Annotated in this window: 20 protein-coding genes, 1 tRNA gene and 1 pseudogene; 14 read left to right on the top strand and 8 right to left on the bottom strand. The window is 71.8% G+C overall.

The window, feature by feature from the left end; translation table 11 throughout:
- The first annotated feature begins 287 nt into the window (after nt 1–287).
- The 5 genes from VT52_RS28945 to mscL all read left to right on the top strand — a co-directional run bounded on the left by VT52_RS28945 (nt 288) and on the right by mscL (nt 4,323).
- Nucleotides 288–1,583, top strand: a complete 1,296-nt coding sequence (locus tag VT52_RS28945; RefSeq protein WP_046421617.1) for an MFS transporter — start codon at nt 288–290, stop codon at nt 1,581–1,583.
- A gap of 67 nt (nt 1,584–1,650) precedes the next feature.
- The gene (locus VT52_RS28940; protein ID WP_046421618.1) at nt 1,651–1,971 is read left to right on the top strand and encodes an FmdB family zinc ribbon protein; all 321 of its coding nucleotides are present in this window, start codon (nt 1,651–1,653) and stop codon (nt 1,969–1,971) included.
- 114 nt (nt 1,972–2,085) lie between these two features.
- Nucleotides 2,086–2,919 (top strand): S-methyl-5'-thioadenosine phosphorylase, encoded by an 834-nt coding sequence (locus VT52_RS28935; RefSeq protein ID WP_046421619.1) that lies wholly within the window; start codon nt 2,086–2,088, stop codon nt 2,917–2,919.
- Nucleotides 2,920–3,099: 180 nt separating this feature from the next.
- Nucleotides 3,100–3,726: a hypothetical protein gene (locus VT52_RS28930; RefSeq protein ID WP_079175344.1), complete on the top strand. Its 627-nt coding sequence runs from the start codon at nt 3,100–3,102 to the stop codon at nt 3,724–3,726.
- A gap of 138 nt (nt 3,727–3,864) precedes the next feature.
- Nucleotides 3,865–4,323 (top strand): large conductance mechanosensitive channel protein MscL, encoded by a 459-nt coding sequence (mscL, locus tag VT52_RS28925; RefSeq protein WP_046421621.1) that lies wholly within the window; start codon nt 3,865–3,867, stop codon nt 4,321–4,323.
- 43 nt (nt 4,324–4,366) lie between these two features.
- Here the strand turns inward: mscL and VT52_RS37265 are convergent, their stop codons facing one another.
- On the bottom strand, nt 4,367–4,543 hold the full coding sequence (locus VT52_RS37265) for a hypothetical protein (RefSeq protein ID WP_107481475.1): 177 nt from the start codon (nt 4,541–4,543) through the stop codon (nt 4,367–4,369).
- Between the two features lie 94 nt (nt 4,544–4,637).
- On the opposite strand from VT52_RS37265, the gene VT52_RS28920 reads away from it, so the two are divergent.
- The 4 genes from VT52_RS28920 (at nt 4,638) to VT52_RS28905 (ending at nt 9,224) form a co-directional block, all read left to right on the top strand.
- The gene (locus VT52_RS28920) at nt 4,638–5,888 is read left to right on the top strand and encodes a low temperature requirement protein A (RefSeq protein WP_046421622.1); all 1,251 of its coding nucleotides are present in this window, start codon (nt 4,638–4,640) and stop codon (nt 5,886–5,888) included.
- Between the two features lie 40 nt (nt 5,889–5,928).
- Entirely contained in the window at nt 5,929–6,954 is a 1,026-nt protein-coding gene (locus tag VT52_RS28915) for a P1 family peptidase (RefSeq protein ID WP_046421623.1), read from the top strand.
- A gap of 151 nt (nt 6,955–7,105) precedes the next feature.
- Nucleotides 7,106–8,320, top strand: a complete 1,215-nt coding sequence (locus tag VT52_RS28910) for a L,D-transpeptidase (RefSeq protein WP_206306630.1) — start codon at nt 7,106–7,108, stop codon at nt 8,318–8,320.
- Nucleotides 8,321–8,477: 157 nt separating this feature from the next.
- A complete protein-coding gene (locus VT52_RS28905) occupies nt 8,478–9,224 on the top strand; it encodes a DUF6227 family protein (RefSeq protein ID WP_046421629.1) in 747 nt (248 codons plus the stop codon).
- Between the two features lie 73 nt (nt 9,225–9,297).
- Here VT52_RS28905 and VT52_RS28900 read toward each other — a convergent pair whose 3' ends face one another.
- Nucleotides 9,298–9,546 carry a hypothetical protein gene (locus VT52_RS28900; protein WP_046421631.1) on the bottom strand — a complete coding sequence of 83 codons (249 nt, stop codon included), beginning with the start codon at nt 9,544–9,546 and terminating at the stop codon, nt 9,298–9,300.
- 177 nt (nt 9,547–9,723) lie between these two features.
- On the opposite strand from VT52_RS28900, the gene VT52_RS28895 reads away from it, so the two are divergent.
- Nucleotides 9,724–10,710 carry a helix-turn-helix transcriptional regulator gene (locus VT52_RS28895; RefSeq protein WP_046421632.1) on the top strand — a complete coding sequence of 329 codons (987 nt, stop codon included), beginning with the start codon at nt 9,724–9,726 and terminating at the stop codon, nt 10,708–10,710.
- Between the two features lie 536 nt (nt 10,711–11,246).
- Here the strand turns inward: VT52_RS28895 and VT52_RS28890 are convergent.
- The 3 genes and pseudogenes from VT52_RS28890 to VT52_RS28880 all read right to left on the bottom strand — a co-directional run.
- Nucleotides 11,247–11,645: pseudogene (locus VT52_RS28890) on the bottom strand (TetR/AcrR family transcriptional regulator); the annotation flags it as partial.
- 992 nt (nt 11,646–12,637) lie between these two features.
- The gene (locus VT52_RS28885) at nt 12,638–13,666 is read right to left on the bottom strand and encodes a sigma-70 family RNA polymerase sigma factor (RefSeq protein WP_046421634.1); all 1,029 of its coding nucleotides are present in this window, start codon (nt 13,664–13,666) and stop codon (nt 12,638–12,640) included.
- Between the two features lie 522 nt (nt 13,667–14,188).
- Nucleotides 14,189–14,995 (bottom strand): dioxygenase family protein, encoded by an 807-nt coding sequence (locus VT52_RS28880; protein WP_046421636.1) that lies wholly within the window; start codon nt 14,993–14,995, stop codon nt 14,189–14,191.
- Between the two features lie 130 nt (nt 14,996–15,125).
- Here VT52_RS28880 and VT52_RS28875 point away from each other — a divergent pair, with 130 nt between their 5' ends.
- Nucleotides 15,126–15,635, top strand: a complete 510-nt coding sequence (locus tag VT52_RS28875; RefSeq protein WP_046421638.1) for a MarR family winged helix-turn-helix transcriptional regulator — start codon at nt 15,126–15,128, stop codon at nt 15,633–15,635.
- 19 nt (nt 15,636–15,654) lie between these two features.
- Here VT52_RS28875 and VT52_RS28870 read toward each other — a convergent pair whose 3' ends face one another.
- Together VT52_RS28870 and VT52_RS28865 are read right to left on the bottom strand one after the other, a co-directional pair.
- Entirely contained in the window at nt 15,655–17,190 is a 1,536-nt protein-coding gene (locus VT52_RS28870) for an MFS transporter (protein ID WP_206306629.1), read from the bottom strand.
- A 192-nt stretch (nt 17,191–17,382) separates the two neighbouring features.
- Nucleotides 17,383–18,042, bottom strand: coding sequence for a TetR/AcrR family transcriptional regulator (locus VT52_RS28865; protein WP_046421640.1), 660 nt, complete (start codon nt 18,040–18,042; stop codon nt 17,383–17,385).
- Between the two features lie 356 nt (nt 18,043–18,398).
- Between VT52_RS28865 and VT52_RS28860 the strand changes: the two genes are divergently transcribed.
- From VT52_RS28860 to VT52_RS28850, 3 genes are all read left to right on the top strand, one after another.
- Entirely contained in the window at nt 18,399–19,709 is a 1,311-nt protein-coding gene (locus tag VT52_RS28860) for a M6 family metalloprotease domain-containing protein (protein ID WP_079175342.1), read from the top strand.
- Nucleotides 19,710–19,808: 99 nt separating this feature from the next.
- Nucleotides 19,809–20,969, top strand: coding sequence for an alpha-hydroxy-acid oxidizing protein (locus VT52_RS28855; protein ID WP_046421644.1), 1,161 nt, complete (start codon nt 19,809–19,811; stop codon nt 20,967–20,969).
- A 166-nt stretch (nt 20,970–21,135) separates the two neighbouring features.
- Nucleotides 21,136–21,211 (top strand) — tRNA-Arg (locus VT52_RS28850).
- An 839-nt stretch (nt 21,212–22,050) separates the two neighbouring features.
- Here the strand turns inward: VT52_RS28850 and VT52_RS28845 are convergent.
- A complete protein-coding gene (locus VT52_RS28845; protein WP_046421645.1) occupies nt 22,051–24,819 on the bottom strand; it encodes a type 1 periplasmic-binding domain-containing protein in 2,769 nt (922 codons plus the stop codon).
- Between the last annotated feature and the right edge of the window lie 511 nt (nt 24,820–25,330).

Below are 25,330 nucleotides of genomic sequence, written 5' to 3'. Positions count from 1 at the left end.
AGGTTTCCCGCGGTTCACACCTGGCGTACGCGCCGCGGAATCCCAGGCGACCGGCTCGACGGTGCTCGTTTTCACAGCCGGTGCGGGGGTTGCCCCTGTACGATGAAGGGGCACCCTGATCGAACCAACTCTGCCTGACGCAGAGCTGGCGCGACCGTATGGCGGCCGCGACGCCCCCCACCTTGCCGTGGGCGCCGGTATCTACCGCAGTCCGCGCAAGAGGACAGCTCTCGGCGCCCGGACCCCACACGGGACGCGCGCTACCAGGCGGCAGAAAGGCACGGGCCGTGGGATCCACGGTCACCGACGAAGCGGCGAAGACCTCGACCGCCTCCTCCCGCCCCGGATACGGAGCACTGCTGCGCACCCGCGGCGCCTGGACCTTCCTGCTCCCCGGCTTCGCGGCACGCCAGCCGTTCGCGATGCTCACCCTGTCCATCGTGCTGCTGGTGCAGCACACCACCGGCTCGTACGGCGCCGCCGGTGCCGCCGCGGCCGTCACCGGTGTCTCCATGGCGCTGTTCGCGCCCTACAGCGGGCGCCTGGCCGACCGCTACGGCCAGCGCGCCGTGCTGGTCCCCGGCGTCCTGGTGCACACCGTGTCGGGTCTGTCCCTGACGGCGCTCGCGCTGGCGCACGCCCCGCTGTGGGCGCTGTTCCTGGCGGCCGTGCCGACCGGCGCCTCGGTGCCGCAGGTCGGGCCCATGGTGCGGGCGCGCTGGGGCGTGAAGCTCCAGGGCTCACCCCTGATGGGCACCGCGGCCGCGTTCGAGTCGGTCACGGACGAGCTGACCTTCGTGTTCGGGCCCCTGCTGGCCACCGCCCTGTGCACCGCCGTCACCCCGGCGGCCGGTCTGCTCACGGAGGCGGCGCTGACCCTCGTGGGCGGTTTGCTGTTCGCCGCGCAGAAGAGCACGCAGCCCGCGGTGTCGGTCACGGCCGGGCCCGCGCGCGTGGGGCACGGCTCCGCGCTCCGGACCCCCGGTGTCCGGGTGCTGGTCGTGACCTTCCTCGGCATCGGCTCGGTCTTCGGCGGCATGCAGGTCTCCCTGGCCGCCTTCACCGAGTCGATCGGCGAGCCCGGCCTGAACGGCGTCCTGTACGGCGTCTTCGCCGCCGGGAACATGCTGTCCGGCATCGTCTGCGGCGCGATCGCCTGGAGGACGGCACCCCAGCGGCGCCTGGTCGTCGGCTACGCCGCGCTCGCGCTGACCGCGTCCGCGCTCTGGACGGCGCACTCGGTGCTGCTGCTCGCCGCGCTCGGCCTGCTGGTCGGCATGTGCATCGCGCCGTCGCTGATCACCGGCTACACGCTGGTCGAGGCCCTGGTCCCGGCCCGCGCCCGCACCGAGGCGTTCACCTGGCTGACCGGCGCGGTCGCGCTCGGCCAGGCGGCCGCGGTCACCGTCGCCGGGCAGTTGGAGGACCGGCTGTGGGGCGGCTCGGGATTCCTGGTGCCGATGGGTGGCACGGTGCTCGCCCTGCTGACCCTGGTGGCGCTGCGATCCGCGCTGATCGCGCGCCAGGAGACGCAGACCGTGGCACGTGGCGTCGGTCACCGCTCGCCGGTGACGGTGGACTGATCCCGGGGAATACGTCACTATGGAGCGTCGTTAGCACTCAATGAGTGAGAGTGCCAGGAGGAAGACAGTGCCGACCTACCAGTACCAGTGCACCGAGTGCGGCGAGGGCCTCGAGGCGGTGCAGAAGTTCACCGACGACGCCCTGACCGAGTGCCCCAGCTGCGCCGGGCGCCTGAAGAAGGTGTTCTCCGCGGTCGGCATTGTCTTCAAGGGCTCCGGCTTCTACCGCAACGATTCGCGCGGCTCCACGTCGAGCAGCAGCCCGGCGGCGAAGCCGTCCGGCTCCGCCTCGTCCGGTCCGGCGGCCGGCACGTCCTCGGCCTCCTCCGACTCGAAGTCGTCGACGACGACGTCCACATCGAGCTCGGCCGGCACGTCCGCCGCCTGAGGCCGCGCGCTTCATCCCTTTTGACGCCCGCCCTGCCGTCCCGCGACGGCGGGGCGTCCGGCGTTCTCCGGCAAGGTCTGCTGCGCGGCGTCACGGCCAGCTAATGTCTTGGCCATGGCGAACGCAGAGATCGGCGTAATCGGCGGCTCGGGTTTCTACTCGTTCCTCGACGACGTGACCGAGCTACAAGTGGACACTCCCTACGGGCCGCCCAGCGACTCCCTGTTCCTCGGCGAGATCGCCGGCCGGCGGGTCGCCTTCCTGCCCCGGCACGGCCGCGGCCACCATCTGCCGCCGCACCGCATCAACTACCGCGCCAACCTGTGGGCGCTGCGTTCCGTCGGCGTCCGGCAGGTCCTCGGCCCCTCCGCGGTGGGCGGTCTGCGCGGCGAGCACGGCCCCGGCACGCTGCTGGTGCCGGACCAGTTCGTGGACCGTACGAAGTCCCGGGCCCAGTCGTACTTCGACGGGCTGCCGCTGCCCGACGGCAAGGTGCCGAACGTCGTGCACGTGTCCCTGGCCGACCCCTACTGCCCCACCGGACGGGCCATCGCGCTGAAGGCCGCCCGTGGCCGGGACTGGGAGCCGGTGGACGGCGGCACACTGGTCGTGGTCGAGGGGCCGCGCTTCTCCACCCGCGCCGAGTCGCTGTGGCACCAGGCGCAGGGCTGGTCGGTGGTGGGCATGACCGGCCATCCCGAGGCGGCGCTCGCCCGCGAACTGGAGCTGTGCTACACCTCCCTGACCCTGGTCACCGACCTCGACGCGGGCGCCGAGACCGGCGAGGGGGTCTCCCACGAAGAGGTTCTCCAGGTGTTCGCGGCCAACGTGGAACGGCTGCGCGGGGTGCTCTTCGACGCGGTGGGCACGCTGCCGGGTACCGGGGAGCGGGACTGCCTGTGCGTGAACGCCCTCGGCGGGATGGACCCGGGATTCGAACTGCCGTAGCGGGGCGGGCGGAGCGGCTGGAGGCTGTGGACGAGCCGCCGTGAAGGGCGCGGAATCACCCGGCCGGGTGGGCGAGTTGTCCACAACCGGGCGGTGGTCCACCGGCTCCGGCGGGATCCGGCGCGAGACGTCATCGTGGGCATCGCAAGCCGACGCCCCTCGTCACAGGCGGTGACCTCGATGCCCATCCCCTTCTCCCGCCCGCCCTCGGCCGCGTCCTCCGCGTCCGCCCCGCGCACCGCGTTCCCCCCTCCGCTGCGCCCGCCCCGGCCCCTGGGCACGGACGCGCCCGCGACCCGCGAGGTACCGCCGTTCCCCCCGGTGCGGGTGCGCGGCGGGCGGTGCCGGGTGCACCGGCTGGTACGGCACCCGGGGCGGACGGCGGCGGCCGGACTCGTGCTGACCGCGGCCGCGCTGGTGGCCGCGGGCCCGGGGACCCCGGCGGAAGCACACCGCGCCGGCGCGGCAGCACCGCCCGCCCGTTCCGCGCGCGGGCATCCGCCCGCGACTCCCCCGCGCCCGCTCCGCCCGGCGGACCTGGTCGCGGCGCCGGTGCGGATCGCCGACGCCGCCACGGTCCGGCTGCTGCGCCCCGGTGACCGGGTCGACGTGGTCGCCGCGCAGGATCCGTCGGCCGGGGGCGGCGCGCGGGTGCTCGCGCGCGGGGTGCGCGTGACACGGGTGCCGGAGCCGCTTGACGGCGCGGCCGAGACCGGCGCGCTCGTCGTACTGGCCGCGCCGCGCGCCCTCGCGGCCGGGCTCGTCGGTGCGAGTGCCACGGCGCGGCTGGCGGTGACGCTGTGCTGAACCGAGTCGGACTTTTTACTGGCGGCGCGCTGTCAAGTCCCTCCTTCGGGGGATGGGATTGGACACTATGGCCGCACCGTGCCGTAGGTTGCGGAGCGTTTTGTTCCACGACTTGTCCACGCGAGGAGCGTCCCCGAGGTGAGCGCGAAGAAGGAACCGAGCGTCCTGCAAGGCTTCAAGGCCTTCCTGATGCGCGGCAATGTCATCGACCTGGCGGTGGCGGTCGTCATCGGCGCCGCCTTCACGAACATCGTCAACGCGCTGGTGAAGGGGATCATCAACCCGCTGGTCGGCGCGATCGGCACCCAGAACCTGGACAACTACAGCACCTGTCTGAGCACCTCGTGCCACGGAACGCACGGCATCCAGCTGATGTGGGGTTCCGTCCTCGGCGCCGCGCTGTCCTTCCTGATCACCGCCACGGTGGTGTACTTCATGATGGTCCTGCCGATGTCGAAGTACCTGGCCCGGCAGGCGGCCCGCAAGGCGGCGCGGGAGGGCGCCAAGGAGGTCGTCGAGGTGTCCGAGCTGGAGGTGCTCAAGGAGATCCGCGACGCCCTGGTCGCCCAGCGCGGCACGGGGCACGACGACCACTAGGGCCCGCGACCCCGGCCGGGTCCGGGAGAGAGCCGCCGGCGGTTCAGATGTGGTGGGGCGGCTTCTCGTCGAGGAAGCGCTTGAGGTCGGCGGCGCTGTCGCCGGCCGGCCGCTCGCCCCAGCCGCGGTCGGTGTCGTCCGAGGACTGCTGGTCCAGCGGATCGTCGAAGACCAGCGCGGGCTTCGGGGCACGCGGTCCGGGTGCGGGGGCATCACTCATGCGTCCAGGGTACGGCCCCCCTCCCGGTAGGCCGTCGGCCGCCGGTGAGCGCCCGCGCAAGCCCCCGGCCCGGTTTTCTGCTGTGCTGAGAGGCATGACGCCGAGTTCCACCCCGGCGCCCGCAGCCCCGGGCGCATCCCACCCCGCATCCCACCCCTCCGGCCCCGTGCGAAGGCTCACCGCGCGCGGGCGCGACGAGGCCCACCGGGTCTCCTCCCCGCTGGAGCTCCTCTTCGACCTGTCCTTCGTCGTGGCGGTCTCGCAGGCGGGCGTGCAACTGGTGCACGCCGTCTCCGCGGGCCACCCCGGCACCGGTGTCCTCAACTACGCGATGGTGTTCTTCGCCATCTGGTGGGCCTGGATGAACTTCTCCTGGTTCGCCTCGGCGTACGACAACGACGACGTGCTCTACCGGGTCGTCACCCTGGTGCAGATCGCCGGCGTCCTGGTGCTGGCCGCCGGTGTCTCCCGGGCCTTCGAGCAGCACGACTACATGACGGTCTGGCTCGGCTACGTGATCATGCGGCTCGCGATGGCCACCCAGTGGCTGAGAGCCGCGCGCACGGCCGAGGGCACCGAACGCAGAGCCGCGCTGCGCTACGCGGGCGGGGTGCTGCTGTGCCAGGTCGGCTGGGCCGGCCTGGTGGTGCTGCCGCAGCCGGCGCGGCCCTGGGTGTTCCTGGTGATGGCCGTCGCGGAGATGTGCGTGCCGCTGCTCGCCGAGCGGGACCACCAGACCTCGTGGCACCCGCACCACATCGCCGAGCGGTACGGACTGTTCACGATCATCGTGCTCGGCGAGACCATCGCCTCCGCCACCGTCGCCGTGAAGTCGGCCGTGGACGAGCACTCGGCCCTGGGCGAGCTGCTGCCGATCGCGGCGGGCGGGCTGCTGATCGTGTTCTCCGCCTGGTGGATCTACTTCGTGGTGCCCATCCACGGCCATCTGCGCTCCGGCGGGCGGGCGTTCCTGTGGGGGTACGGCCACTATCTGATCTTCTCCTCGGCGGCGGCGATCGGCGCGGGCCTGGAGGTGGCCGTGGAGGAGGCGGTCGGCACGGCGCACATCTCCGCGACGGCCGCGTCGGCCGCGGTGACCCTGCCGACGGCGCTGTACCTGCTGACCGTCTGGGCCCTGCACGCACGGCACTTCAAGGTCGGCGCCGCCCAGCAGCTGGTGCTGCCGGTCACCGCCCTGCTGGTGCTCTGCTGCACCTTCCTGGGCGGCTGGTCGGTGCTCGCGGCGGGCCTGGTCTGCGCGGCGGCGGTGGCCACCGGGGTGACCCTGACGGCCCGCACGACCCGGAGGGAGCGCACGGCGGACGCCGGACCAGCGGCCGGCTGAGCCCTTCGGCGGCGGGCGGGGCTCGGGCAGACTGGCGGCCATGACAGTTGACGCGCTGACAGATGTCGCCGGGGTGCGGGTCGGGCACGCCACCCGGACCGGGGACGGCAGGCTCACCGGGACCACCGTCGTACTGGCACCGGAGGGCGGGGCCGTGGCCGCCGTGGATGTACGCGGGGGCGGGCCCGGCACCAAGGAGACCGACGCGCTCGATCCGCGCAACGTGGTCCAGCGGGTCGACGCGATCGTGCTCACCGGGGGCAGCGCCTACGGACTCGACGCGGCGTCCGGGGTGATGGCCTGGCTGGAGGAGAACGGGCGGGGTGTGCGGGTCGGACCCGATCCGGCGCATGTCGTACCGGTGGTGCCCGCGGCCTGCGTCTTCGATCTGGGGCGCGGCGGTGACTTCCGGGCCCGTCCGGATGCCTCGACGGGCCGCGCGGCGGTGGAGGCGGCGGCCGCGACCGCTTCGGGCGCCCCGGTGCCGCAGGGCTGCGTGGGAGCCGGCACGGGTGCGGCGACCGGCCGGCTCAAGGGCGGCATCGGCACGGCGAGCACGGTCCTCGACTCGGGGATCACGGTCGCCGCCCTGGTGGTCGCGAACGCGGCGGGTTCGGTGATGGATCCGGAGACGGGTGTGCTGTACGGGGAGTTGTACGACGGCCGGGTCGCGTACCCGGAGAAGAAGGTGCACGAGGCAGCGCTGCGGCGGCTGGAGGAGTCCGGCGCGGGCCGTACCCCGCCGCCGCTGAACACGACGCTCGCGGTGGTCGCGACCGACGCCGGCCTGACCAAGGCCCAGGCCCAGAAGCTGGCCGGCACCGCGCACGACGGCATCGCCCGCGCCGTCCGCCCGGTCCACCTGCTGCACGACGGCGACACGGTCTTCACCCTGGCCACCGGCACCCGCCCCCTCGCCGCCCATCCGCTCGCCCTCAACGAACTGCTCGCCGCGGGCGCGGACCTGGTGACCCGGGCGATCGTCCGGGCGGTACGCGCGGCCGATCCGGTCGACGGGCCGGGCGGAGCATGGCCGTCGTACGGGGAGTTGTACGGGCGCTCGTAGGGGGAAGCGCGTCACCGCCGGACGGGGATTGTCGCGGTTCTGTCACGTCGTGGCCTTACGAGGTCTTGGGGGGAACCTCAGGGACTGTTTGCGCACTCTTTCTCGGCGCATGGGAACGGACCACGCACACCACACGAAACTGGAGCAGCCCGTGAGAACGCCGGACATTGCAGCGCGGCGCGCACTGGGGGCCTGTGCCGCCCTGATGGTCGGCGCCCTCACCCTGACCGCCTGCGGCGGTGACGCCGACGCCTCGAACAAGGGCGGCGGCGGGGACACCCCGAAGACCTCGACGGCGAAGATAGCGATCTCGGCGAAGGACGGCGCGACGGACGCGTCCGTCAACGCGACCGGGGTGAAGGTCAGCGACGGCACGCTGACCGACGTGAAGATGACCGTGTCGGGGTCGGGGCAGTCCGTGCCGGGGGCGATATCGGCGGACGGCCACAGCTGGAAGCCGAAGCAGCGGCTGGCTCTGGGCACGAAGTACCAGATAGCCGCGCAGGCGAAGGACGCCGAGGGGCGCCCGGCGGCCGCCAACGCCATCTTCAGCACCGTCGGTTCGGCGAACAGCTTCATCGGCACCTACACGCCGGACGACGGCACCACGGTCGGTGTGGGCATGCCGGTGTCGTTCACCTTCAACAAGTCGATCAGCGACAAGAAGGCCGTGCAGTCGCACATCACGGTCAACTCCAGCAGCGGCCAGCAGGTGGTCGGGCACTGGTTCGGCGACCGGCGCCTGGACTTCCGGCCGAAGGAGTACTGGAAGGCCGGCTCCAAGGTCACGATGAAGATCGACCTGGACCATGTGCAGGGCGCCCAGGGCCTCTACGGCGTGCAGAAGAAGAGCGTCTCCTTCACCGTCGGGCGCTCGCAGGTCTCCACGGTCGACGTCAACACGCAGACGATGACCGTGGTGCGCGACGGCCGGACGCTCAAGTCGGTGCCGATCTCCGCGGGCAGCCCGGAGCACACCACGTACAACGGGCAGATGGTGATCTCCGAGAAGTTCACCCAGACCCGGATGAACGGCTCGACGGTCGGCTTCGGCGGGGAGTACGACATCCCGGACGTGCCGCACGCGATGCGTCTGACGTCCTCGGGCACCTTCATCCACGGCAACTACTGGTACAAGAAGAGCAACCCGCCGTTCGGCCGGCAGGGCACCAGCCACGGCTGCGTCGGCCTCGCCGATGTGCAGGGCGCGCAGGGCGACACCTCCGCGAAGTGGTTCTTCGACAACTCGCTCGTCGGCGACGTGGTGATCGTGAAGAACTCCCCCGACTCCACCGTGGGCCCGGCCAACGGCCTCAACGGCTGGAACATGTCCTGGAGCGACTGGACCGCCGGAAGCGCCGTCTGACCGACGGGTTTTGACGGGGTTTGGGGCCGCGCGGGAACTTCTCGCGCGGCCCGCACGTTTTTCCGGTGTTCGTTTTCCCCATTCCCGGACATGACGTCCGATCGAGGGGCTACGGTATGCACCCACAAGGTGACATGCAGCAACGCCGGGAGATGCCTTGAGCGTTCCGTACGAGACGGCAGCGCCCGAACCAGCCGAGTCGCCCGAGTCGCCCGAGGAGCACCTCGCGCGGCTCCTCGGCCGTGCCCTGAACTCCTTCGAGCTGCCCGACGAGGTGATCCGGCGCCTCGACTGCGCGCTGGCGTACGACAGTTCGCTGTACTCCGCGCACCACAGCGCCGGGCTGCACCGGGAGACGTACCGGCACACCTGGCTGCTCGCCGACGGCTCGGCGGTCACGCTGTGGGAGCTGGCGCACAACGCCACCCCGGGCGGCGCCCCGGATCACGAGGTGTACACCGACGAGGAGGAGCTCCGGACGGCCACCTCGCGGCTCGGATTACCCGCGGACGCGCCCGAACTGGATCTGCCCGCGCCGGCCTGGCTGTGGGCTCTCCCCGCTCCCCGGCACGTGTTCGCCTGCGGCGACTCCGCCGATCACGCCCGCCGGCTGCTGCGCCGCGCGGAGAACCCGGACCGCCCCGACGTGCACACGGCGGCCCTGCTGGCCACGGCGAGGGCGCACGAGATCACCCAGGCCTTCGGCCGTCCGGGCCGGGCGGGCCGCTCAGGGCTGAGTTATGTGCTGTACGAGCACGCGTTCCTGCTGCCGGACGACAGCGAGGTCTCCCTGTGGGAGGTCGAGCACACGGCGACGCCGGACGGCCGCCATATGTGCGAGGTGTACATGTCGGAGGACGCGGCCCGCTCCGCGATGGAGCGGCGGGCGGCCCGACAGGGCTGACCGACGGACCGACGGACCGACGACGGATCGTCCGGCGGGCGGCGGGGCGCGGGCGGCCCGGCGGCCGGGCCGGTCAGCGGTGGCCGAGCTGTCGTATCAGCCCGGCGAAGGCGTCCTGTTCGGCCGGGGTCAGCTCCACCGACTCCCGCAGCGGGCCGGTCCGCTGGGCCGGGAGGAACGGCAGGCGGGCGGCCGCGAGTTCGCGAAGCGCCTGTGCGCGGAACCGGCGCAGCAGACGCAGCACGCCGATCGCCCAGACCACTCCGGCCAGGGTGAGGAAGACCGCGGCGACCAGCTGGAGAGTCGACAGATGCTCGGGCATACCCACCAGTACACACCACGGCGGGGCACTTCGGCCCCGGACCGTGACGTATCTCGCAGGTGCCGTGAACAACACACACCGAATCAACCGGACCAAAGGGACGATCGGCGGCCGTGCGGTGAACGCCCCTCGCCAGTAGGCCAGGTACTGGCCTACTGGTAGGGCATCCTCGGGCGCATGACGACCGCCACACCGGCACGGCTGCTCCGGCTGCTCTCCCTTCTCCAGACGCCCCGCGAGTGGCCCGGCGGCGAGCTGGCCGAGCGGCTCGAGGTGTCCCGTCGTACCGTCCGGCGGGACATCGACCGGCTGCGCGAGCTGGGCTATCCGGTGGAGGCGACGAAGGGCGCGGACGGCGGGTACCGGCTGGTCGCGGGCACGGCGATGCCGCCGCTGGTACTGGACGACGAGGAGGCCGTCGCCATCGCGGTCGGGCTGCGGGCCGGCGCCGGGCACGCGGTGGCGGGCGTGGACGAGGCGTCGGTGCGGGCCCTCGCCAAGCTGGAACAGGTCCTGCCGGCCCGGCTGCGGCACCGGGTGTCCACCCTCCAGGCCGCGACCACCCCGCTGACCGCGGGGGACGGCGCGAGCATCCCGGCAAGGACGCTGACCCTGCTGGCGTCGACCGTGGCGGGGCGAGAGCGGCTGCGGTTCGCCTATCGCGACAAGGAGGGCGGCACGTCCCGCCGGCTGACCGAGCCGCACCGGCTGGTGTCGACGGGGCGGCGCTGGTACCTGGTCGCGTACGACCTCGACCGCGCGGACTGGCGCACGTTCCGGGTGGACCGGGTGAGCGAGCCGTTCGCCACCGGGGTCCGGTTCGAGCAGCGGGAGTTGCCGGCGGGCGGCGCGGCGGAGTACCTGCGGCAGTCGATCGAGCAGTGGCAGGAGGCGTACCCGTTCGAGGTGCGGTTCGCCGCGTCGGCGGCGGAGGTCGCCGAGCGGCTCCCGGCGGCGCTCGGGACGCTCACGGACGACGGCGAGGGCGGCTGCGTCCTGGCGGGCAGCACCGGCGATCCGGTGGATTGGCTGACCGTCCGGCTGACGCTGACGGGGTACGAGTTCACCGTGCGACGACCGGACGAACTTCTCTCGCATGTAAGGGAGTTGGGGAGACGGCTGAGCCGGGCCGGGGGTGTCCGGGACCTCCCGGGAAACCCCTAGTACGCGCCGTCCCAGTCGAAGCCGCCCAGGGCCTTGAGGTTGCGCAGGGCCAGCGCCGCGGGTCCGTCCGGGCCGGTGGGCGGGGAGGCGGTGGCGGCCCAGGACTGCACGGCGACGCGTACGGCGCTCCCGGCGACGGCGGCGGCGAAGCGCAGGTCGGGGGTGATCACGGGGACGGGGAGCGGAGGCTCGGCCGGCTCCGTGCCGGGAACCGGCTCCGTGCCGGGGCGCGGCCCCGCGTCGAGGGGCGGCTCCGCGTCGACGGGCGCGGCGAGCGGATCGGGGGTGGCTCCCGGCAGCCCGGCGAGCGGATCGCCGACAGCTCCCGGTCCCCCGGCACCGACCGTTCCAGGCGCCCCCGGCACTCCGGCGGACGGCCCTCCCCCGGACGACCCGCTCGCGTACGGATCCCCCACGAACAGCTCCCCCGCGAACGGATCGCCCGCGAACGGATCGCCCGCGAACGGCTTCCCCACGGCTGTCTCCTCCCCGGCCGCATCCGCACCCTCCGCGCACGGCACCCCCCATCCGGGCGTCGCCAGCCGCCTCGCCAGGATCTCCGCCAGCGCCTCCTCCGACGTCTGGCCCACCTCGGCCCAGACCTTGCGCAGGGCGGGGCTGGTGTCGGTCAGGCGGATCAGGGTGCGGACCCATTCCCAGGAGGCCGCCGAGACCCCCGCGCCCGGGGTGAGGGTGTGCTCGACGGCGTGCTCCAGGGCCTGCGGGACGGTGAGGCGGGCCGGGGCGGTACGGACGGCCTCGGCCCAGCGCTGGGCGCCGGCGGCGTAGAGCGGCGCGACCGCCTCCTCCTTGGTGGCGAAGTAGCGATAGAAGGTGCGCGGTGCGACGCCCGCCCGCTGGGCGATGTCCTCGGCGCGGGTGGCCCGCAGTCCCTGGCGGACGAACAGGGCCGCCGCGGCGCGGGCGATCTCCATCCGGGTCTCGACCTTGCGGCGCTCGGTGAGGGAGGGGGCCGGCACGGCGCCGGACGGTGACCGCGGGGTGGCGCCGGAGGCGGAGCCGGGGGTAGGACCGGGGGTGGTGCTCATCTCGGCAGGCTATGCCCGTGTGGCAGAATCTGCCATCCGGCGGTTCACCCCGGGGTTCAGGTACGGGGTGGGCCGCCCCTTGCCGTCTCCGCCGCCGTCACGCCGCTCCCAGCGTCACACGACCGGGCCGCTCCCGCAGAGGGGAGACCGCGCGTAGGGCTCGTACGGGCCGGCGACGACGATCCGCACGGCGGCGCCCGCATGTGACCCGCGCACCCCGGTCCGGATCCCCGCCTCGCGGATCCCCGGCCCCCGGGTCCCCTTGCTCCCGCCTCCCCCTTCCCCGCTTCTCGGCGCGACCCGAACTCCTCTGTCCGCCGGGGCTCTTGAGGACCACTCGGCCACCATCCTTCCACCGCCGGGCCATTGGCGGCAGGAACCTCCGCACCGGTCGGGCAACACCTTCGGCCGCCGAGGGCATCCCTCGGCGCGCTCCCGCCGCCTGGCGGGGAAATGCCGTTGCGAACCGGTGGGCGTCGCGGCGCAGAGAACCGGGCTCCGGCGCCCGGGGGGGGTGGGCGCCGAAGCCCGGCTCTGGGAAGTCCCGGCGCCGGGGGGGATGTGCGCGGGGACGTGGCTCGCGTGGGGTCGGCCGATGGTGCGTGGGGTCGGCCGGGTGCGGATCGATGTGTCGGTGTGACGAGCTGGTTCGGCTGGTCCGCGGGTGACTCGGTGTGGGGAGTGCGGCGTTCACAGGGGCCCGCCGACGGGCCCGGAAGGGTTGTTCCCCCGGTCCCGGCGGTTGAAGCGGCCCGGGAGCGCCGTGTTTGCGCCGTCTTTCGCGACCCGGCGTACGCGTCCCCCCGCCCCCTGTGCGCCGCCGGCCCGCAGCCCCGGCCTCCCGCTGTTCCCCGGCTTCCGCTGTTCCCCGGCTTCCGCTACGCCGCCGCGTCGAACCCGGTGTCCCGCGCCAGCTTCTTCAGCTCCAGCAGGGCGTGCTTCTCGATCTGCCGGATGCGCTCGCGGGTCAGACCGTGCTCCTTGCCGACCTCGGTCAGGGTACGCTCGCGGCCGTCCTCGATGCCGTACCGCATCTTGATGATGGAGGCCGTGCGCTGGTCCAGGCGGCCGATCAGGTCGTCCAGTTCCTCGCTGCGCAGCAGGGTCATCACGGACTGCTCGGGGCTGACCGCCGAGGTGTCCTCCAGCAGGTCGCCGAACTGGGTCTCGCCCTGGTCGTCCACCGACATGTTCAGCGAGACCGGGTCGCGGGCCCAGTCGAGGACGTCGGTGACACGCTCGGGCGTGGAGCCCAGCTCCGCCGCGATCTCCGTGGGCTCCGGCTCACGGCCGTGCTCCCGGTTGAACTCGCGCTGCACCCGGCGGATGCGGCCCAGCTCCTCCACCAGGTGGACGGGGAGCCGGATGGTCCGCGACTGGTCGGCGATGGAGCGGGTGATGGCCTGGCGGATCCACCAGGTGGCGTACGTGGAGAACTTGAAGCCCTTGCGGTAGTCGAACTTCTCGACGGCGCGCACCAGGCCCGCGTTGCCCTCCTGGATCAGGTCGAGCAGGGGCAGACCGCTGCGCGGGTAGCGCCGGGCGACCGCGACGACGAGGCGGAGGTTGGAGCGGATGAACACGTCCTTGGCCCGCTCGCCCGCGGCGACCAGGGACTCCAGCTCCTCAAGGGTGGCGTCCGAGGTGGTGTCCTCGAACCCGTCGAGGACCTGTCGCGCGAACACACCCGCCTCGATGGTCTGGGACAGCTCGACCTCCTTGGCGGCGTCGAGCAGCGGTGTGCGCGCTATCTCGTCGAGATACATGCCGACCAGGTCGCGGTCCGCGATCTCGCCGCCGCGAGCGCGAACGCCGCTTGTCGAGTCGGCCGTCCCTCCCCCGGAGCCGACGGCCTGGGAGGTGCCCCCATAGGCGGACTTACGACGGGCGACGGCACGGGTTGCCATGCGTGCTCCCTTGCGATGGTGGGCTGGCGGGTGGTCCTGGACGCTCGGCACTCCGGGGCTGTCCTCTGGACTCTCCCCTGAGTGCCCTGCATCCGATGGAAACAACGACTGGAATCAGGACAGAATTCCCAACCTGCCCCTCAATTTTTCTGATCATGCAGTACCCTGTTCCGCCGCATGGGAGGCGAGATGCCGCCCGAGCCCACAGAGATGCAGGTCAGACCGGGTGTCGAGGGGAATCCCGGCGCTCTCACGGAGATCCGCGACCACAGGGTGCGCAAGACGGCCATCACGTTCGACACCGCCCCTCTCACCCCGCGTGAGCGCCGGCCCCGGCCGCTCCCCCACCCGGAAGACGGCACGCACCGCCCGATGGTTGCCACGCGGGCCTCCCGGACACCGGCGCCCACCGGGCCGCGGGGCACACCGGCTCGGGCGCCACGGGGACCCGGCCCGGCACACGGAGGAACGCACCGGGGCCGGCCCCCGGAAGTCCCACGAAGCCGCCGCCACCCCCCGCGGCTACCCGAACTGCACGGACCGCTTCGCCAGCCCCATCCAGAACCCGTCGATCACCGACTTCTGCCCGTCGAGCTCGCCGCCGGCCTCCGCCGCGCCCATGGTGACGAAGAGCGGGGCGAAGTGCTCGGTGCGCGGGTGCGCGTAGCGGCCGGCCGGGGCCTTGCCCAGGAAGTCGAGCAGGGCGTCCCAGTCGCGGTCCGCCAGCGCGCGCCGGCCCCAGTCGTCGAACTCGGCGGACCAGCTCGGCACGCCCCCGCCCGGATTGCGCAGGGCGGCGAGGTTGTGGGTGAAGAAACCGGAGCCGATGATCAGCACGCCCTCGTCGCGCAGCGGGGCGAGCCTGCGGCCGATGTCCATGAGCCGCACCGGGTCCAGGGTGGGCATGGAGACCTGGAGCACCGGGATGCGGGCGTCCGGGTACATCTCGACGAGCGGGACGTAGGCCCCGTGGTCCAGGCCGCGGTCGGGGATGTCCTGGACGGGCGTGCCGGGGGCGCGCAGCAGCTTGCGGACCGAATCGGCCAGCTCCGGCGCGCCCGGGGCGTCGTACCGGACCCGGTAGTAGTGCTCGGGGAAGCCCCAGAAGTCGTGGACGAGCGGGACGGTCTCGACCGCGCCGAGGGCGAGCGGTGCCTCCTCCCAGTGGGCGGAGACCATGAGGACGGCCTTCGGGCGGGGCAGCGCCGCCGCCCAGGCGGCGAGCTGGCCGGGCCAGACCGGGTCGTCGGCGAGCGGCGGGGCGCCGTGGCTGAGGTACAGGGCGGGCATCCGCCCCCCGGTGGCGCGCTCCGTTGCGGCGACGGACATGACGGCGACTCCCTCTCGTCCCGGCGGGACCGGACCCATCCGGCCATATGCTTTAACTCTCAAGCTCCTAGGGAAACACCGTACGCCCAACTAGTTCAAGTTTCAAAGAGACATTTCGTAAAGTGGACCCATGAACACGGCACCGGACTCCGCCGCACCGCACCGCTGGCTCACCCCCGAGGAACAGCGCGTCTGGCGCGCGTACCTGCACGCCACCACCCTGCTGGAGGACCACCTCGACCGGCAGCTGCAACGCGACGCGGGCATGCCGCACATCTACTACGGCCTGCTCGTCACGCTCGCCGAGGCACCGAAGCGCCGGCTGCGGATGACCGAGCTGGCGATGAAGGCGAAGATCACCCGCTCCCGGCTCTCGCACGCCGTCGCCCGGCTGGAGAAGAACGGCTGGGTGCGCCGCGAGAACTGCCCGTCCGACAAGCGCGGCCAGTTCGCGGTGCTCACCGAGGAGGGCGCGGCCGTGCTCGGCCGTACCGCCCCGGGCCATGTGACCGCCGTACGCCAGGCCCTGTTCGACCGGCTCAGCCCGGAACAGCAGAAGGCCCTCGGCGAGATCATGGAGATCGTCACCGAGGGCCTGCAGCCGGACGAGGAGGGTGCGGACCTCCCCTGGCTCCGCTGACTCACCGAGTCCGCGAGGGTCAGTGGACCACCACCGGCACCGGCGCCTCGTCCTCGACGCCCGCGCCGGAGGCCACCTGGGTGGAGCCCGGACGCCCGGCGTTGACGAAGGTGAAGGCGATCAGCGCGGCGGCGCCCAGGATGCCGACGGCGAAGGCGATCGCCGTGCTGTAGCCGTGCACCATGCTCTGGAGCCCCACCAGCTGCTGCTGCGGCTTGGTGGCGGCACCGGCGATGTGGTCCTTGAGGTACGACGTCTTCGCGGACGCGGCGATGGTGTTCAGCAGCGCCGTGCCGATCGCGCCGCCCACCTGCTGCGAGGTGTTGACCATCGCGGAGGCGACACCGGCGTCCCGGGGCTCGACGCCCTGGGTGGCCAGGGACATGGCCGGCATGAACGCCGTACCCATGCCGAGGCCCAGCAGCACCATCGCGGGCAGCAGCAGGGTGGTGTACGACGAACCGATCTCCAGCTGGGTCAGCAGCAGCATGCCCAGACCCGCGACCAGGAAGCCGGGGCCCATCAGCAGCCGGGCCCGCACCCGGGTCATCAGCCGGGCGCCGATCTGGGTGGAGCCGGTGATCATGCCGGCCACCATCGGCAGGAACGCGAAGCCGGTCTTGACCGGGGAGTACCCCTTCACGATCTGGAGGTAGTAGGTCAGGAAGAGGAACAGGCCGAACATGCCGATGATGGCGAGGCCGAGCGAGAGGTAGATGCCACCGCGGTTGCGGTCGCGGACCACGCGCAGCGGCAGCAGCGGGGCCTTGACCCGGGACTCGACCAGCACGAACGCCAGCAGCAGCACCGCGGACGCCACGAACATCGACACGGTCAGGGCGTCGCTCCAGCCGTCGGACTCGGCGCGCGTGAAGCCGTACACCAGGGCGACCAGGCCGAGGGTGGACAGCAGGACGCCGGGGATGTCGAGCGGGGCGCGGTTGCGGCCGCCCTCCGGCTCGCGGATGACCAGGGTGGCGCCCAGCGCGGCGACGACGGCGAACGGCACGTTGACGAAGAACGTCCAGCGCCAGTCCAGGTACTCGGTCAGGAAGCCGCCGAGGATCAGGCCGACCGCGCCGCCGCCGCCCGCGATGGCGCCGTAGATACCGAACGCCTTGGCACGCTCCTTGGCGTCCGTGAACATCACGGCCAGCAGGGACAGCGCGGCGGGCGCGAGCAGCGCGCCGAAGACACCCTGGAGGGCACGGGCACCGAACATCATCGGGCCCGAGACGGCGAGACCGCCGAGCGCGGAGGCCATCGCGAAGCCGATCAGACCGGTGAGGAAGGCGCGCCGGCGGCCCCACTTGTCGGCGATCCGGCCACCGAAGAGCAGCAGACCGCCGAAGGCGAGGGCGTAGGCCGTGACGACCCACTGCCGGTTGCCGTCGGATATGCCGAGGTCCTTCTGGGCCGAGGGCAGGGCGATGTTCACGATGGTCGAATCGAGGACGACCATCAGCTGGGCGAGCGCGATGAAGACGAGCGCTTTCCAGCGGTTGGCGTCGCCGGACGGCACGGCGACGCGGGGAGCCTTGAGGGCTTCGGACATGGGTGTACCCACTTCGGGACTTCGGGAGTTCACGAGTGCGGAGCTTCGTGACCAGGTGACGGAAAAATGACGAGAAAACGACAGTGAACGGAACGCGTCAGGAAAGCGGACGACGACGACTGGGACGACGGATACGGCGGCTACGGCGGGTACGGCGGATACGGCTGGCGTGGAGGGCGGGAGCGGTTCGGACTATGCGGCCGTACCGCACTGGCGGAGTTCCCCGACGGTGACGGCGGTGCCCGGTAGCACGGAGCGCGCCGGGGCCCGCAGGCCGTCGAGGAGAAGCTGGAGGTGGCGGTGGACGAACCGGTCGCCGCGCGGGCAGTCGGTGCCGGCCGGGGGCCGGCTCAGCTGGGCCACGGCGATCATCAGGTCGCCCACTCCGACGTCGGACCGCAGCTGACCTGCCGTCACGGCCCGTCCCATGACCTCCGCCACGAGGCTCTCGACACGCTCGCGGGCGGCTTCCAGGTCAGGGTGGTGCCGGTCGAAGGTGCTGGAGACCATCGGGCACAGCGCGCTGATCCGCTCGTCGGCGCAGGCGTGCACGAAGTGCTCCAGCGCGGCGAAGGCGTCCCCGGTCTCCGCGAGGGCCAGTTCGGCCGCCTCGGCCGTACGGTCCATCACGGAGCAGACGACCTCGCGGACGAGGGCGTCGCGGTCGGGGAAGTTGCGGTACAGCGTGGCGTTGCCGACGCCGGCCCGGCGGGCGATCTCGTCCAGCGGTGCGTCCGGGCCGTGCTCGGTGAACATCTCCCGGGCGGCGGTGACGATCCGCTCCCGGTTGCGCAGGGCATCGGCGCGGGGCCGGGTCACCTTGCGCGGTGCGGGGCGGGTGGCGGTCGTCACTGGGTGCTCCTCGGTCGGTCCGGCCGGCGGGATGTCCGCAGGGTTGCCGGCGGGGTGCCGGTGCGGTGTCGGTGTGCTCTGACGATCCGGGGACCCGGTCCCCGTTTCAGGCGAACACACTTCCAAACGGGGAAAGGGTCCCCACTTATTTCCCGCACCCGGAAAGAGATCCTGTGAGCTGGGACACATTCACCGCGGGCCCGAATTCACCCTCCCGCGCCCGCACTTCCCACGTTCGGTCCCGCCCTTCCCACGATCGGTCTCGCCCAGCGCGCGCCCGCCGGGGCCCCGGCACAGGGTGATCGCAAGGGCGCAGCCAAGAGACCGGCGGCTGCCGTGGAGCGAAGGGTCCGAGCATGCAGCCGCAGTCGCCCCGCCGCATATCCCCCGACCAGGACCCCAGCGGCATATCCGCGCGCCGCATACCCTCGCGCCGGATGGCCCTCGCCGCGGTGACCGCGCTGACCCTCGCGATCAGCACCTCCGCCGGAACCGCCCGCCTCACGGCGCCCTCCACCGCCGGGCCGACCGGCCTCGCCCGCACCGCCGCCCTCTCCCCCTGCATGATCCACGGCGGCCCCGACGTCCAGATGACCGAGGGCGTGCCCACCCCGCACGGCTACGCCCGCTCCACCGGCACCGTGCACGCCCTGACCCTGATGGTCGACTTCTCCGACGCGCCCGGAGAGGGCAGCGCGATGGACCGCTTCCACGAGTTCTTCCCGCGCACACAGGACTGGTTCCGCACCTCGTCGTACGGGCGCCTGGACTACCGGCCCGAGACGCCGGTGACCGACTGGCTGCGGATGCCGAAGCCGTTCAAGGCGTACGACATAGAGCGCGGCGCACCCTTCGACCCCGGGTACCGGCAGCTGGTCCAGGACATCGTGGCCGCGGCCGACCCCAAGGTCGACTTCCGCTCGTACGACCTGCTGAACATCCTGGTCACCCCGAACGCCGGGCCGTCCGCGCTGGACACGGTGCTGTCGGTGACCTTCGCGGGGAACGCGGACGCGCCGGTGGCCGACGGGGTGCCGGTCGCCAACGCCTCCTTCATCTACTCCCGCCAGGACGACGGCTCCGGCTCCTTCCCGCGCACCGGCTACCGGGTGCTGCCGCACGAGAACGGCCACGCCTTCGGCCTGCCGGACCTGTACACCCAGGACGGCGGGGGCACGGTCGGGCACTGGGACATCATGAGCGAGGACTGGGGCGCCAACAACGACATGCTGGCCTGGGACAAGTGGAAACTGGGCTGGCTGGACGGCTCCCAGGTGGGCTGCGCGGCGAAAGGCGGCAGCGTCGAGTACTCCCTGACCCCGCTGTACGAGTCCGGCGGCGGCAAGCTGGTGATCATCCCGGTGGACGGCCACACGGCGTACGCCCTGGAGGTCCGGGCGCAGGGCGGGAACGACGAGGCGATCTGCTGCCCCGGCGTCCTCATCTACAAGGTGGACGCCACCGTCGACACCGGCCGGGGCCCCATCACGGTCTACGACGCCCACCGCGACAGCGGCGGCTGCACCCGCAGCCCCAACGTCCAGGCCGAACTCTCCGACGCCCCCTTCACCCCCGGCCAGACCTTCAAGGACCCGCGGCACTCGATCGTGGTGCGGGTGATGGGAGAGGACGACGGAACGTACCGGGTGCGGGTGACACGGACCTGAGGCGGCGGGCGGATTCCCCCGTCCCTGTTGCCGGTGGGCGGTCCCGCCCTGTAGGGGTCCAGGGGGCCCGCACGCGGCGGGCCGGAGCAGGAGGACCTCATGGCGTTCGCCGACTACCAGAACGAGATCTACCTCGACGGCCTGCGCGGAGTGACACCGCGGCTGCCGATGACCTTCGCCGAGCTGGAACCGCCCGCGCTGGCCGCGCTGACGCCCTCGGTACGGTCGTACGTCGCGGGCGGCGCCGGGGACGAGCACACCCAGCGGGCCAATGCCGGCGCGTTCGAGGAGTGGGGCCTGATACCGCGCATGCTGGTGGGGGCGAAGGACCGCGACCTGTCCGTCGACCTCTTCGGGATGCGCCTGCCCTCACCCCTGTTCATGGCCCCGGTCGGGGTGATCGGCCTGTGCGCCCAGGACGGCCACGGCGATCTGGCCACCGCCCGCGCCGCCGCCCGCACCGGCGTACCGATGGTCGCCTCCACCCTGACCGTGGACCCGATGGAGGAGGTGGCCGCCGAGTTCGGCGACACCCCGGGCTTCTTCCAGCTCTACACCCCCACCGACCGGGAGCTGGCCGAGAGCCTGGTCCAGCGGGCCGAGGCGGCCGGGTTCAAGGGCATCGTGGTCACCCTGGACACCTGGATCACCGGCTGGCGCCCCCGCGACCTGGCCGCGAGCAACTTCCCCCAGCTGCGCGGCCATTGCCTGGCCAACTACACGAGCGACCCGGTCTTCCGCTCCCGCCTCGCCAAGTCCCCCGAGGACGACCCCTCGGCCGCGGTCCTGCACTGGGCCCTGACCTTCGGCAACCCCCTCACCTGGGACGACCTGCCGTGGCTGCGCTCGCTCACCGACCTGCCGCTGATCCTCAAGGGCATCTGCCACCCCGACGACGCCCGCCGCGCCAAGGACGCGGGTGCCGACGGCATCTACTGCTCCAACCACGGCGGCCGCCAGGCCAACGGGGGCCTGCCGGCCCTGCACTGCCTGCCCGGCGTGGTCGAGGCCGCCGGCGACCTGCCCGTCCTCTTCGACTCCGGGGTCCGCTCCGGCTCCGACGTCGTCAAGGCCCTCGCCCTGGGCGCACGAGCCGTCGGCATCGGCCGCCCCTACGCCTACGGCCTCGCCCTGGACGGCGCCGACGGCATCGTGCACGTCCTGCGCACCCTGCTGGCCGAGGCCGACCTCCTCATGGCCGTCGACGGCTACCCCACCCTGGCCGACCTCACCCCGGACGCCCTGCGCCACCTGCGCTGAACACCTGCCGCCGGACCGCCAAGGGCAGGCACCGGACCTCCTGCCGAAACGCCCTCACGCCCCTCCCACGCCCCTCACCTCAGCGGCGCCCTCCCCCCTTCCCCGCCACCCTCCCGATCCCGGCATCCGCCCGAGCCTCGATCCGGTACCCTGTGGGTCGAGCCCCGCCTTCGTAGCTCAGGGGATAGAGCACCGCTCTCCTAAAGCGGGTGTCGCAGGTTCGAATCCTGCCGGGGGCACCAGGCAAAAGGCCCCGGACCGATCATGGTCCGGGGCCTTTGACATCTACTTCTGACATCAACGGGGACGGTCACTGACGACCAGGGCGTCCCCTGATGGGACAGCCCGTATGGATCATGTCCTCAGGCTGCCTGCCAGGACCCCGCGGAAGAGGCTCACAGCAGCGTCAAGCTGACTCATCCATGTCACCCCACGGCCAGAGCATCAGTCGTCGACTTCGGCACACCAACAAGTGTCACGCCCAGGATCCTCCTGGAGGACAAACGGTACGTCGACGCCGTCACGCCACCCAAGCGCCACGAAGTGGTCTCGCGGGAAAGCGTCGGCTGCAAACAAGGCCGCCCAAGGGCTGTCACAACTCTGCCCAGTCTGCTGATAGGCGCCATCGCACCCGCGCCCCGTCCATGTCCACGCAGATCTCCCAGGAACGCGGCTAACTTCTGCGCTTCCCCCCTACCTCTCCACGGAGAGCTTTTCCGGCAAAGCCTCTCCAGCGTCACCTGCTTGGGGCCACTTCTTCCGCGCAGCCTGTCGGGAGATCCCCCAGGCAACTCCAACTCGGCTGTAGCTGGCACCCGTTCCGACGGCAGCTTGCACAGCATCCGCAGCAAGGTCCTGAACAACCTCTTGCATGTAACGCAGCACACACAGGTGAGCAAGCTGCCAGTCAGCGCACCGAGTCACGCCTGCCGGGGCGGTGTGACCATTGTCCATACACTCCCGGGCGATCAAGTTCCGCATCTGGAGTCACGCGGGCACCATGTACCGCCGCATGGGCCGACCGGCGGTATGAAGCTTCACGTCCTGAGTGGGACCGAAGCTGTGCGCGCCGAGCTGAGCGTCACCCGGCGGCGTCGCACGGGACCCCCTGCTTCTGGTACTGATAACCCGCGCCCTGCTTGTACGCGCCGCACGCCACCACCGCCTCCGGCTGGTCCGCCACCTGCTGGAGCAGGACCAGGGTCTTGTCGACGGGCGGAGCGTTGACGTCGGCGCCGTAGGAGACGTACCCGGTGGCCCCGTCGAAGGTGATGCCGTCCTGGAGCGAATGCAGCACGTTCGCCCGGTCGACGGTCGGGTCCGCCTGATATGCCTCGATCACCGCCTGGGACAGCACGTGGAAGGCGTCGTACGAGACCGCCGAGTGGCCGTCCTGCTGCCAGGGATCGGCGCCCGTGGTGGTCTCCTTGACGAAGTTGGTGTACTCCCTCACGAACTGTCCGGTCTTCGTGCTGGCCCGTCTGTCCGCGGACGGGAGCCGATGCGCGGAGTAGTAGAGGCGCAGCCATTCCTTGTTCGCGAAGACGCCGGTCTGCGCCACGTTGGTGAGTTCGTTTCCGCCGAGGACCGTGATGTCGTGGTCGGTGCAGGTGCCCGAGCGGTCCATGGCGTTGGCGAACGCGCTGAAGTCCTTTGCCCGCGCCGACCAGTACACGACGGAGTCGGGCTGCTTGCGCAGGGCCGTGCAGAGCTGCTTGGTCAGTGTGTCGGCGCTGGACGTCCTCATCGTGACGGGCGGTCCTCCGCCCCCGTACTGGTTCTCCTGGTTGTAGTCGAACACCGGCTCGGTACCGGGGAAGTCGTCGGTGAACTTGTCGGCCAGGCTGCGGCTGTAGAGATCGGCGGAGCTCTCGATCACGATGGCGTGCTGCGCGGGAGTGCACTGGGTCTCGGAGCTTTGGCGGGCCACGATGTTCTCCCGGTTCGCGAACGCGGCCTCGATGGCAGCCTCCGTCGAGTTGCTCGGTGTGAACGGCCAGTAACTGGTGCGGGCGGCGGTCTGCATCTCGTCGGCGGTCGCGGTGGTGCCGATGACCGGGATCCTGGCCCGGTCGAGCACCTTGAGCGCGGCCTGGGTCGACTCACGGCTCTGCGCGAATCCGAGGACGCCGACGATTCTCTTGTACGCAGGCTGCCCCGCTTCGCCACGGACCTCGCGGACCAGGTCCTCGGCCTTGGCCTCGGCGTTGCCGAACAACTCCCCGGTGGTGCGGACGTCGACAAGCAGCGGCACCAGGGAAGGGTCGTTGGCCGCCTGGTCGTTCAGGTCCTGCTGCCACAGTGCGATGCCGCGCAGCTCGGGGATGAGGCCGTCGAAACGGATCGCATCCTCGCCGACGGGCGGGTCGGAGACGAAAGCGACGACGGTCCGTACGGTCCTGTGCTGCGCGTAGTTGTCCATGACGCGCTTGTTCTGTCGGTCGATCTGGCCCCTGGCCGCCTGGTACCACTCCGTGGCGTGCACGGTGATCCTGGCGCCCGCGTCCTCGGCCACGGTCCGGGTGCCGCCGACACACTCGTAGGAGACGTCCGGGCCACCGAGGATCTGCCACGCGCCGACACCGAGCAGGATCGAGAACAGGCTCACACCGGTCACCGCCGTGGTGGCGACGGTGCGTCCGCTGATCCGGAACAGCCGTGGAAGGCAGTGTCGTACGACGATTCCGTCCCGTTCGAACGACTCGTCCTGCAGCTTCACCAGGGCCGGGCCGGTGGGTGGCTGCGGCTGCTGGAGCAACGGGCCCGCCTGTCCGAAGCCGATCGCCGTCGGGTTGCCCAGGGCGGTGAGCAACCGCGGCGAGGGCCGACCGACCGCGACGACGAGCGGGCCGGGCCGGCTCGCGGTATGGCCGCGCTCCTCGTGGAAAGCGCGCAGGAACCGCTCGACGGCCGCCACCCCCGGTGCGTCTTCCCGGGGTATCGGAACCAACAGCAGGGGTCGGGCGGTACGGCGGCGCCGTCGGGGCCGCCGATGGCCGACCGGGGGATCGGCGAGATCTTCGAGCAGCGCCCGGGTCAGCAGCCTTTCGAGGGCGTACAGGGATTCCTGGTGCCGTGGGTGGTCCTCGGGCAGGGCCATTCGGCGCAGTTGCCGGTCCGCGACCTCGTCCATGACCTCGAACATGGTCTCGGAACCCTCGGCCATACCCAATGCCTCGCCCAGCCACCCCTGGCGCCTGCGGCGTGCGAGGCGTCCGGGGCGCATCAGCCTGCGGGTCTTGCGTAGCTCCCAGCGCCAACGCGGGAGGGTACGGGTGATCCCGTGCCAGAGAGAGCCGAGCAGCCAGCCGCGTAACCCGCCGACCGGGGGAGCGTCGCCGCCGCCCAACGCCCAGAGGAAGGCCTGCGGACCTCCCTCACGCCGCTGGCGTCGGTTGAGACGCAGTTGCTCGTAGGCGTGCTCGCGCAGGGCGTGGGAGCCGGGCGCGGTGGTCCCCTGATCGAGGGCGCGTATGTACGAGACGGAGTCCGACAGCGGCCAGAAGCCTGGAAGCCGGTCCGGCGTCATGTTCTTGGGCAGGCCGAAGAAGAGCCCCCGGGCGGCGGTGCCGCTGAGCAGCTCACTGTCCTTCGAGGCCGTGACGAGGGCGTGCGGCACCGTCTGCCGGTCCTGGTCGTTCCGCGAGGCCCGCTCCAGCGCGTCGACCACACGGCGCACCCGGGCGTCGTACTCCGCCCCGCCGTCTCCGACGTCGAGGATGACGAGGGGCGGGGTGTACGCCAGCGATTCACGTTCGGCGGGCGCCAAGGCCTGCCGGAACATCCGTACGAAGTCGTCGGCTCCCTCCTCGTCGGGGAAGCCGCTCGCAGTGAGGGGCGGTGTGGGCACGAGAAACCTCTTTGGGTCCGGGTGTGCGGCCAACTGCGCCTAATGTCAAGGGGGATGAAAGATAATCACTGTTGACTGCGCGTCGCAACGGATTCCGGAAGCGCTTCGATATCGATTCCGCGCTTGTTCTGCGCCTCCTCCCACGCGCCTCGTCTTCCATCCGTCCCACAGCCCCCTTCACCCACCTATGCCGTGTCCGTGATCACGACGAGGCGATGGTCCGACACAGCGAGAAGTGTGCAGGCTGAAGTTACCGGTCCCGGAGCTGATGCGCCCGGGTATCGGGATGCTCGTGCCCACCGCCGGCACTGGATGTTCGAACACCGCGACGGGTGGCGCATCGGCGAGCGTCGCGGCCCAGTGCGCGGCGAGCAGGACGCGGGCTTTCCATGGCCTGCTCGGCCTCGGACCCCTCGTCCGGGGCCGTTTGCGTGAGCGGACGGGAGAGTTGATCCCCGAAATCTCTCCAGCGGATAAGCATCATCCGGCACGGACTCCGGCCCGGTCTTCT

Origin of the sequence: Streptomyces malaysiense (genome assembly GCF_000980885.2) — a bacterium.
In the GTDB taxonomy this organism is placed as follows: domain Bacteria; phylum Actinomycetota; class Actinomycetes; order Streptomycetales; family Streptomycetaceae; genus Streptomyces; species Streptomyces malaysiense.
This window is presented reverse-complemented; position numbering and strand designations above follow the sequence as displayed.

What these genes read in the sequence shown, in the direction of transcription:
- VT52_RS28870 (WP_206306629.1), bottom strand. Translation starts at nt 17,190, where the DNA reads ATGTCCGAAGCCCTCAAGGCTCCCCGCGTCGCCGTGCCGTCCGGCGAC.
- VT52_RS37265 (WP_107481475.1), bottom strand. Translation starts at nt 4,543, where the DNA reads ATGAGTGATGCCCCCGCACCCGGACCGCGTGCCCCGAAGCCCGCGCTG.
- VT52_RS28875 (WP_046421638.1), top strand. Translation starts at nt 15,126, where the DNA reads ATGAACACGGCACCGGACTCCGCCGCACCGCACCGCTGGCTCACCCCC.
- VT52_RS28930 (WP_079175344.1), top strand. Translation starts at nt 3,100, where the DNA reads ATGCCCATCCCCTTCTCCCGCCCGCCCTCGGCCGCGTCCTCCGCGTCC.
- VT52_RS28860 (WP_079175342.1), top strand. Translation starts at nt 18,399, where the DNA reads ATGCAGCCGCAGTCGCCCCGCCGCATATCCCCCGACCAGGACCCCAGC.
- VT52_RS28885 (WP_046421634.1), bottom strand. Translation starts at nt 13,666, where the DNA reads ATGGCAACCCGTGCCGTCGCCCGTCGTAAGTCCGCCTATGGGGGCACC.
- VT52_RS28855 (WP_046421644.1), top strand. Translation starts at nt 19,809, where the DNA reads ATGGCGTTCGCCGACTACCAGAACGAGATCTACCTCGACGGCCTGCGC.
- VT52_RS28915 (WP_046421623.1), top strand. Translation starts at nt 5,929, where the DNA reads ATGACAGTTGACGCGCTGACAGATGTCGCCGGGGTGCGGGTCGGGCAC.
- VT52_RS28900 (WP_046421631.1), bottom strand. Translation starts at nt 9,546, where the DNA reads ATGCCCGAGCATCTGTCGACTCTCCAGCTGGTCGCCGCGGTCTTCCTC.
- VT52_RS28935 (WP_046421619.1), top strand. Translation starts at nt 2,086, where the DNA reads ATGGCGAACGCAGAGATCGGCGTAATCGGCGGCTCGGGTTTCTACTCG.
- VT52_RS28895 (WP_046421632.1), top strand. Translation starts at nt 9,724, where the DNA reads ATGACGACCGCCACACCGGCACGGCTGCTCCGGCTGCTCTCCCTTCTC.
- VT52_RS28920 (WP_046421622.1), top strand. Translation starts at nt 4,638, where the DNA reads ATGACGCCGAGTTCCACCCCGGCGCCCGCAGCCCCGGGCGCATCCCAC.
- VT52_RS28880 (WP_046421636.1), bottom strand. Translation starts at nt 14,995, where the DNA reads ATGTCCGTCGCCGCAACGGAGCGCGCCACCGGGGGGCGGATGCCCGCC.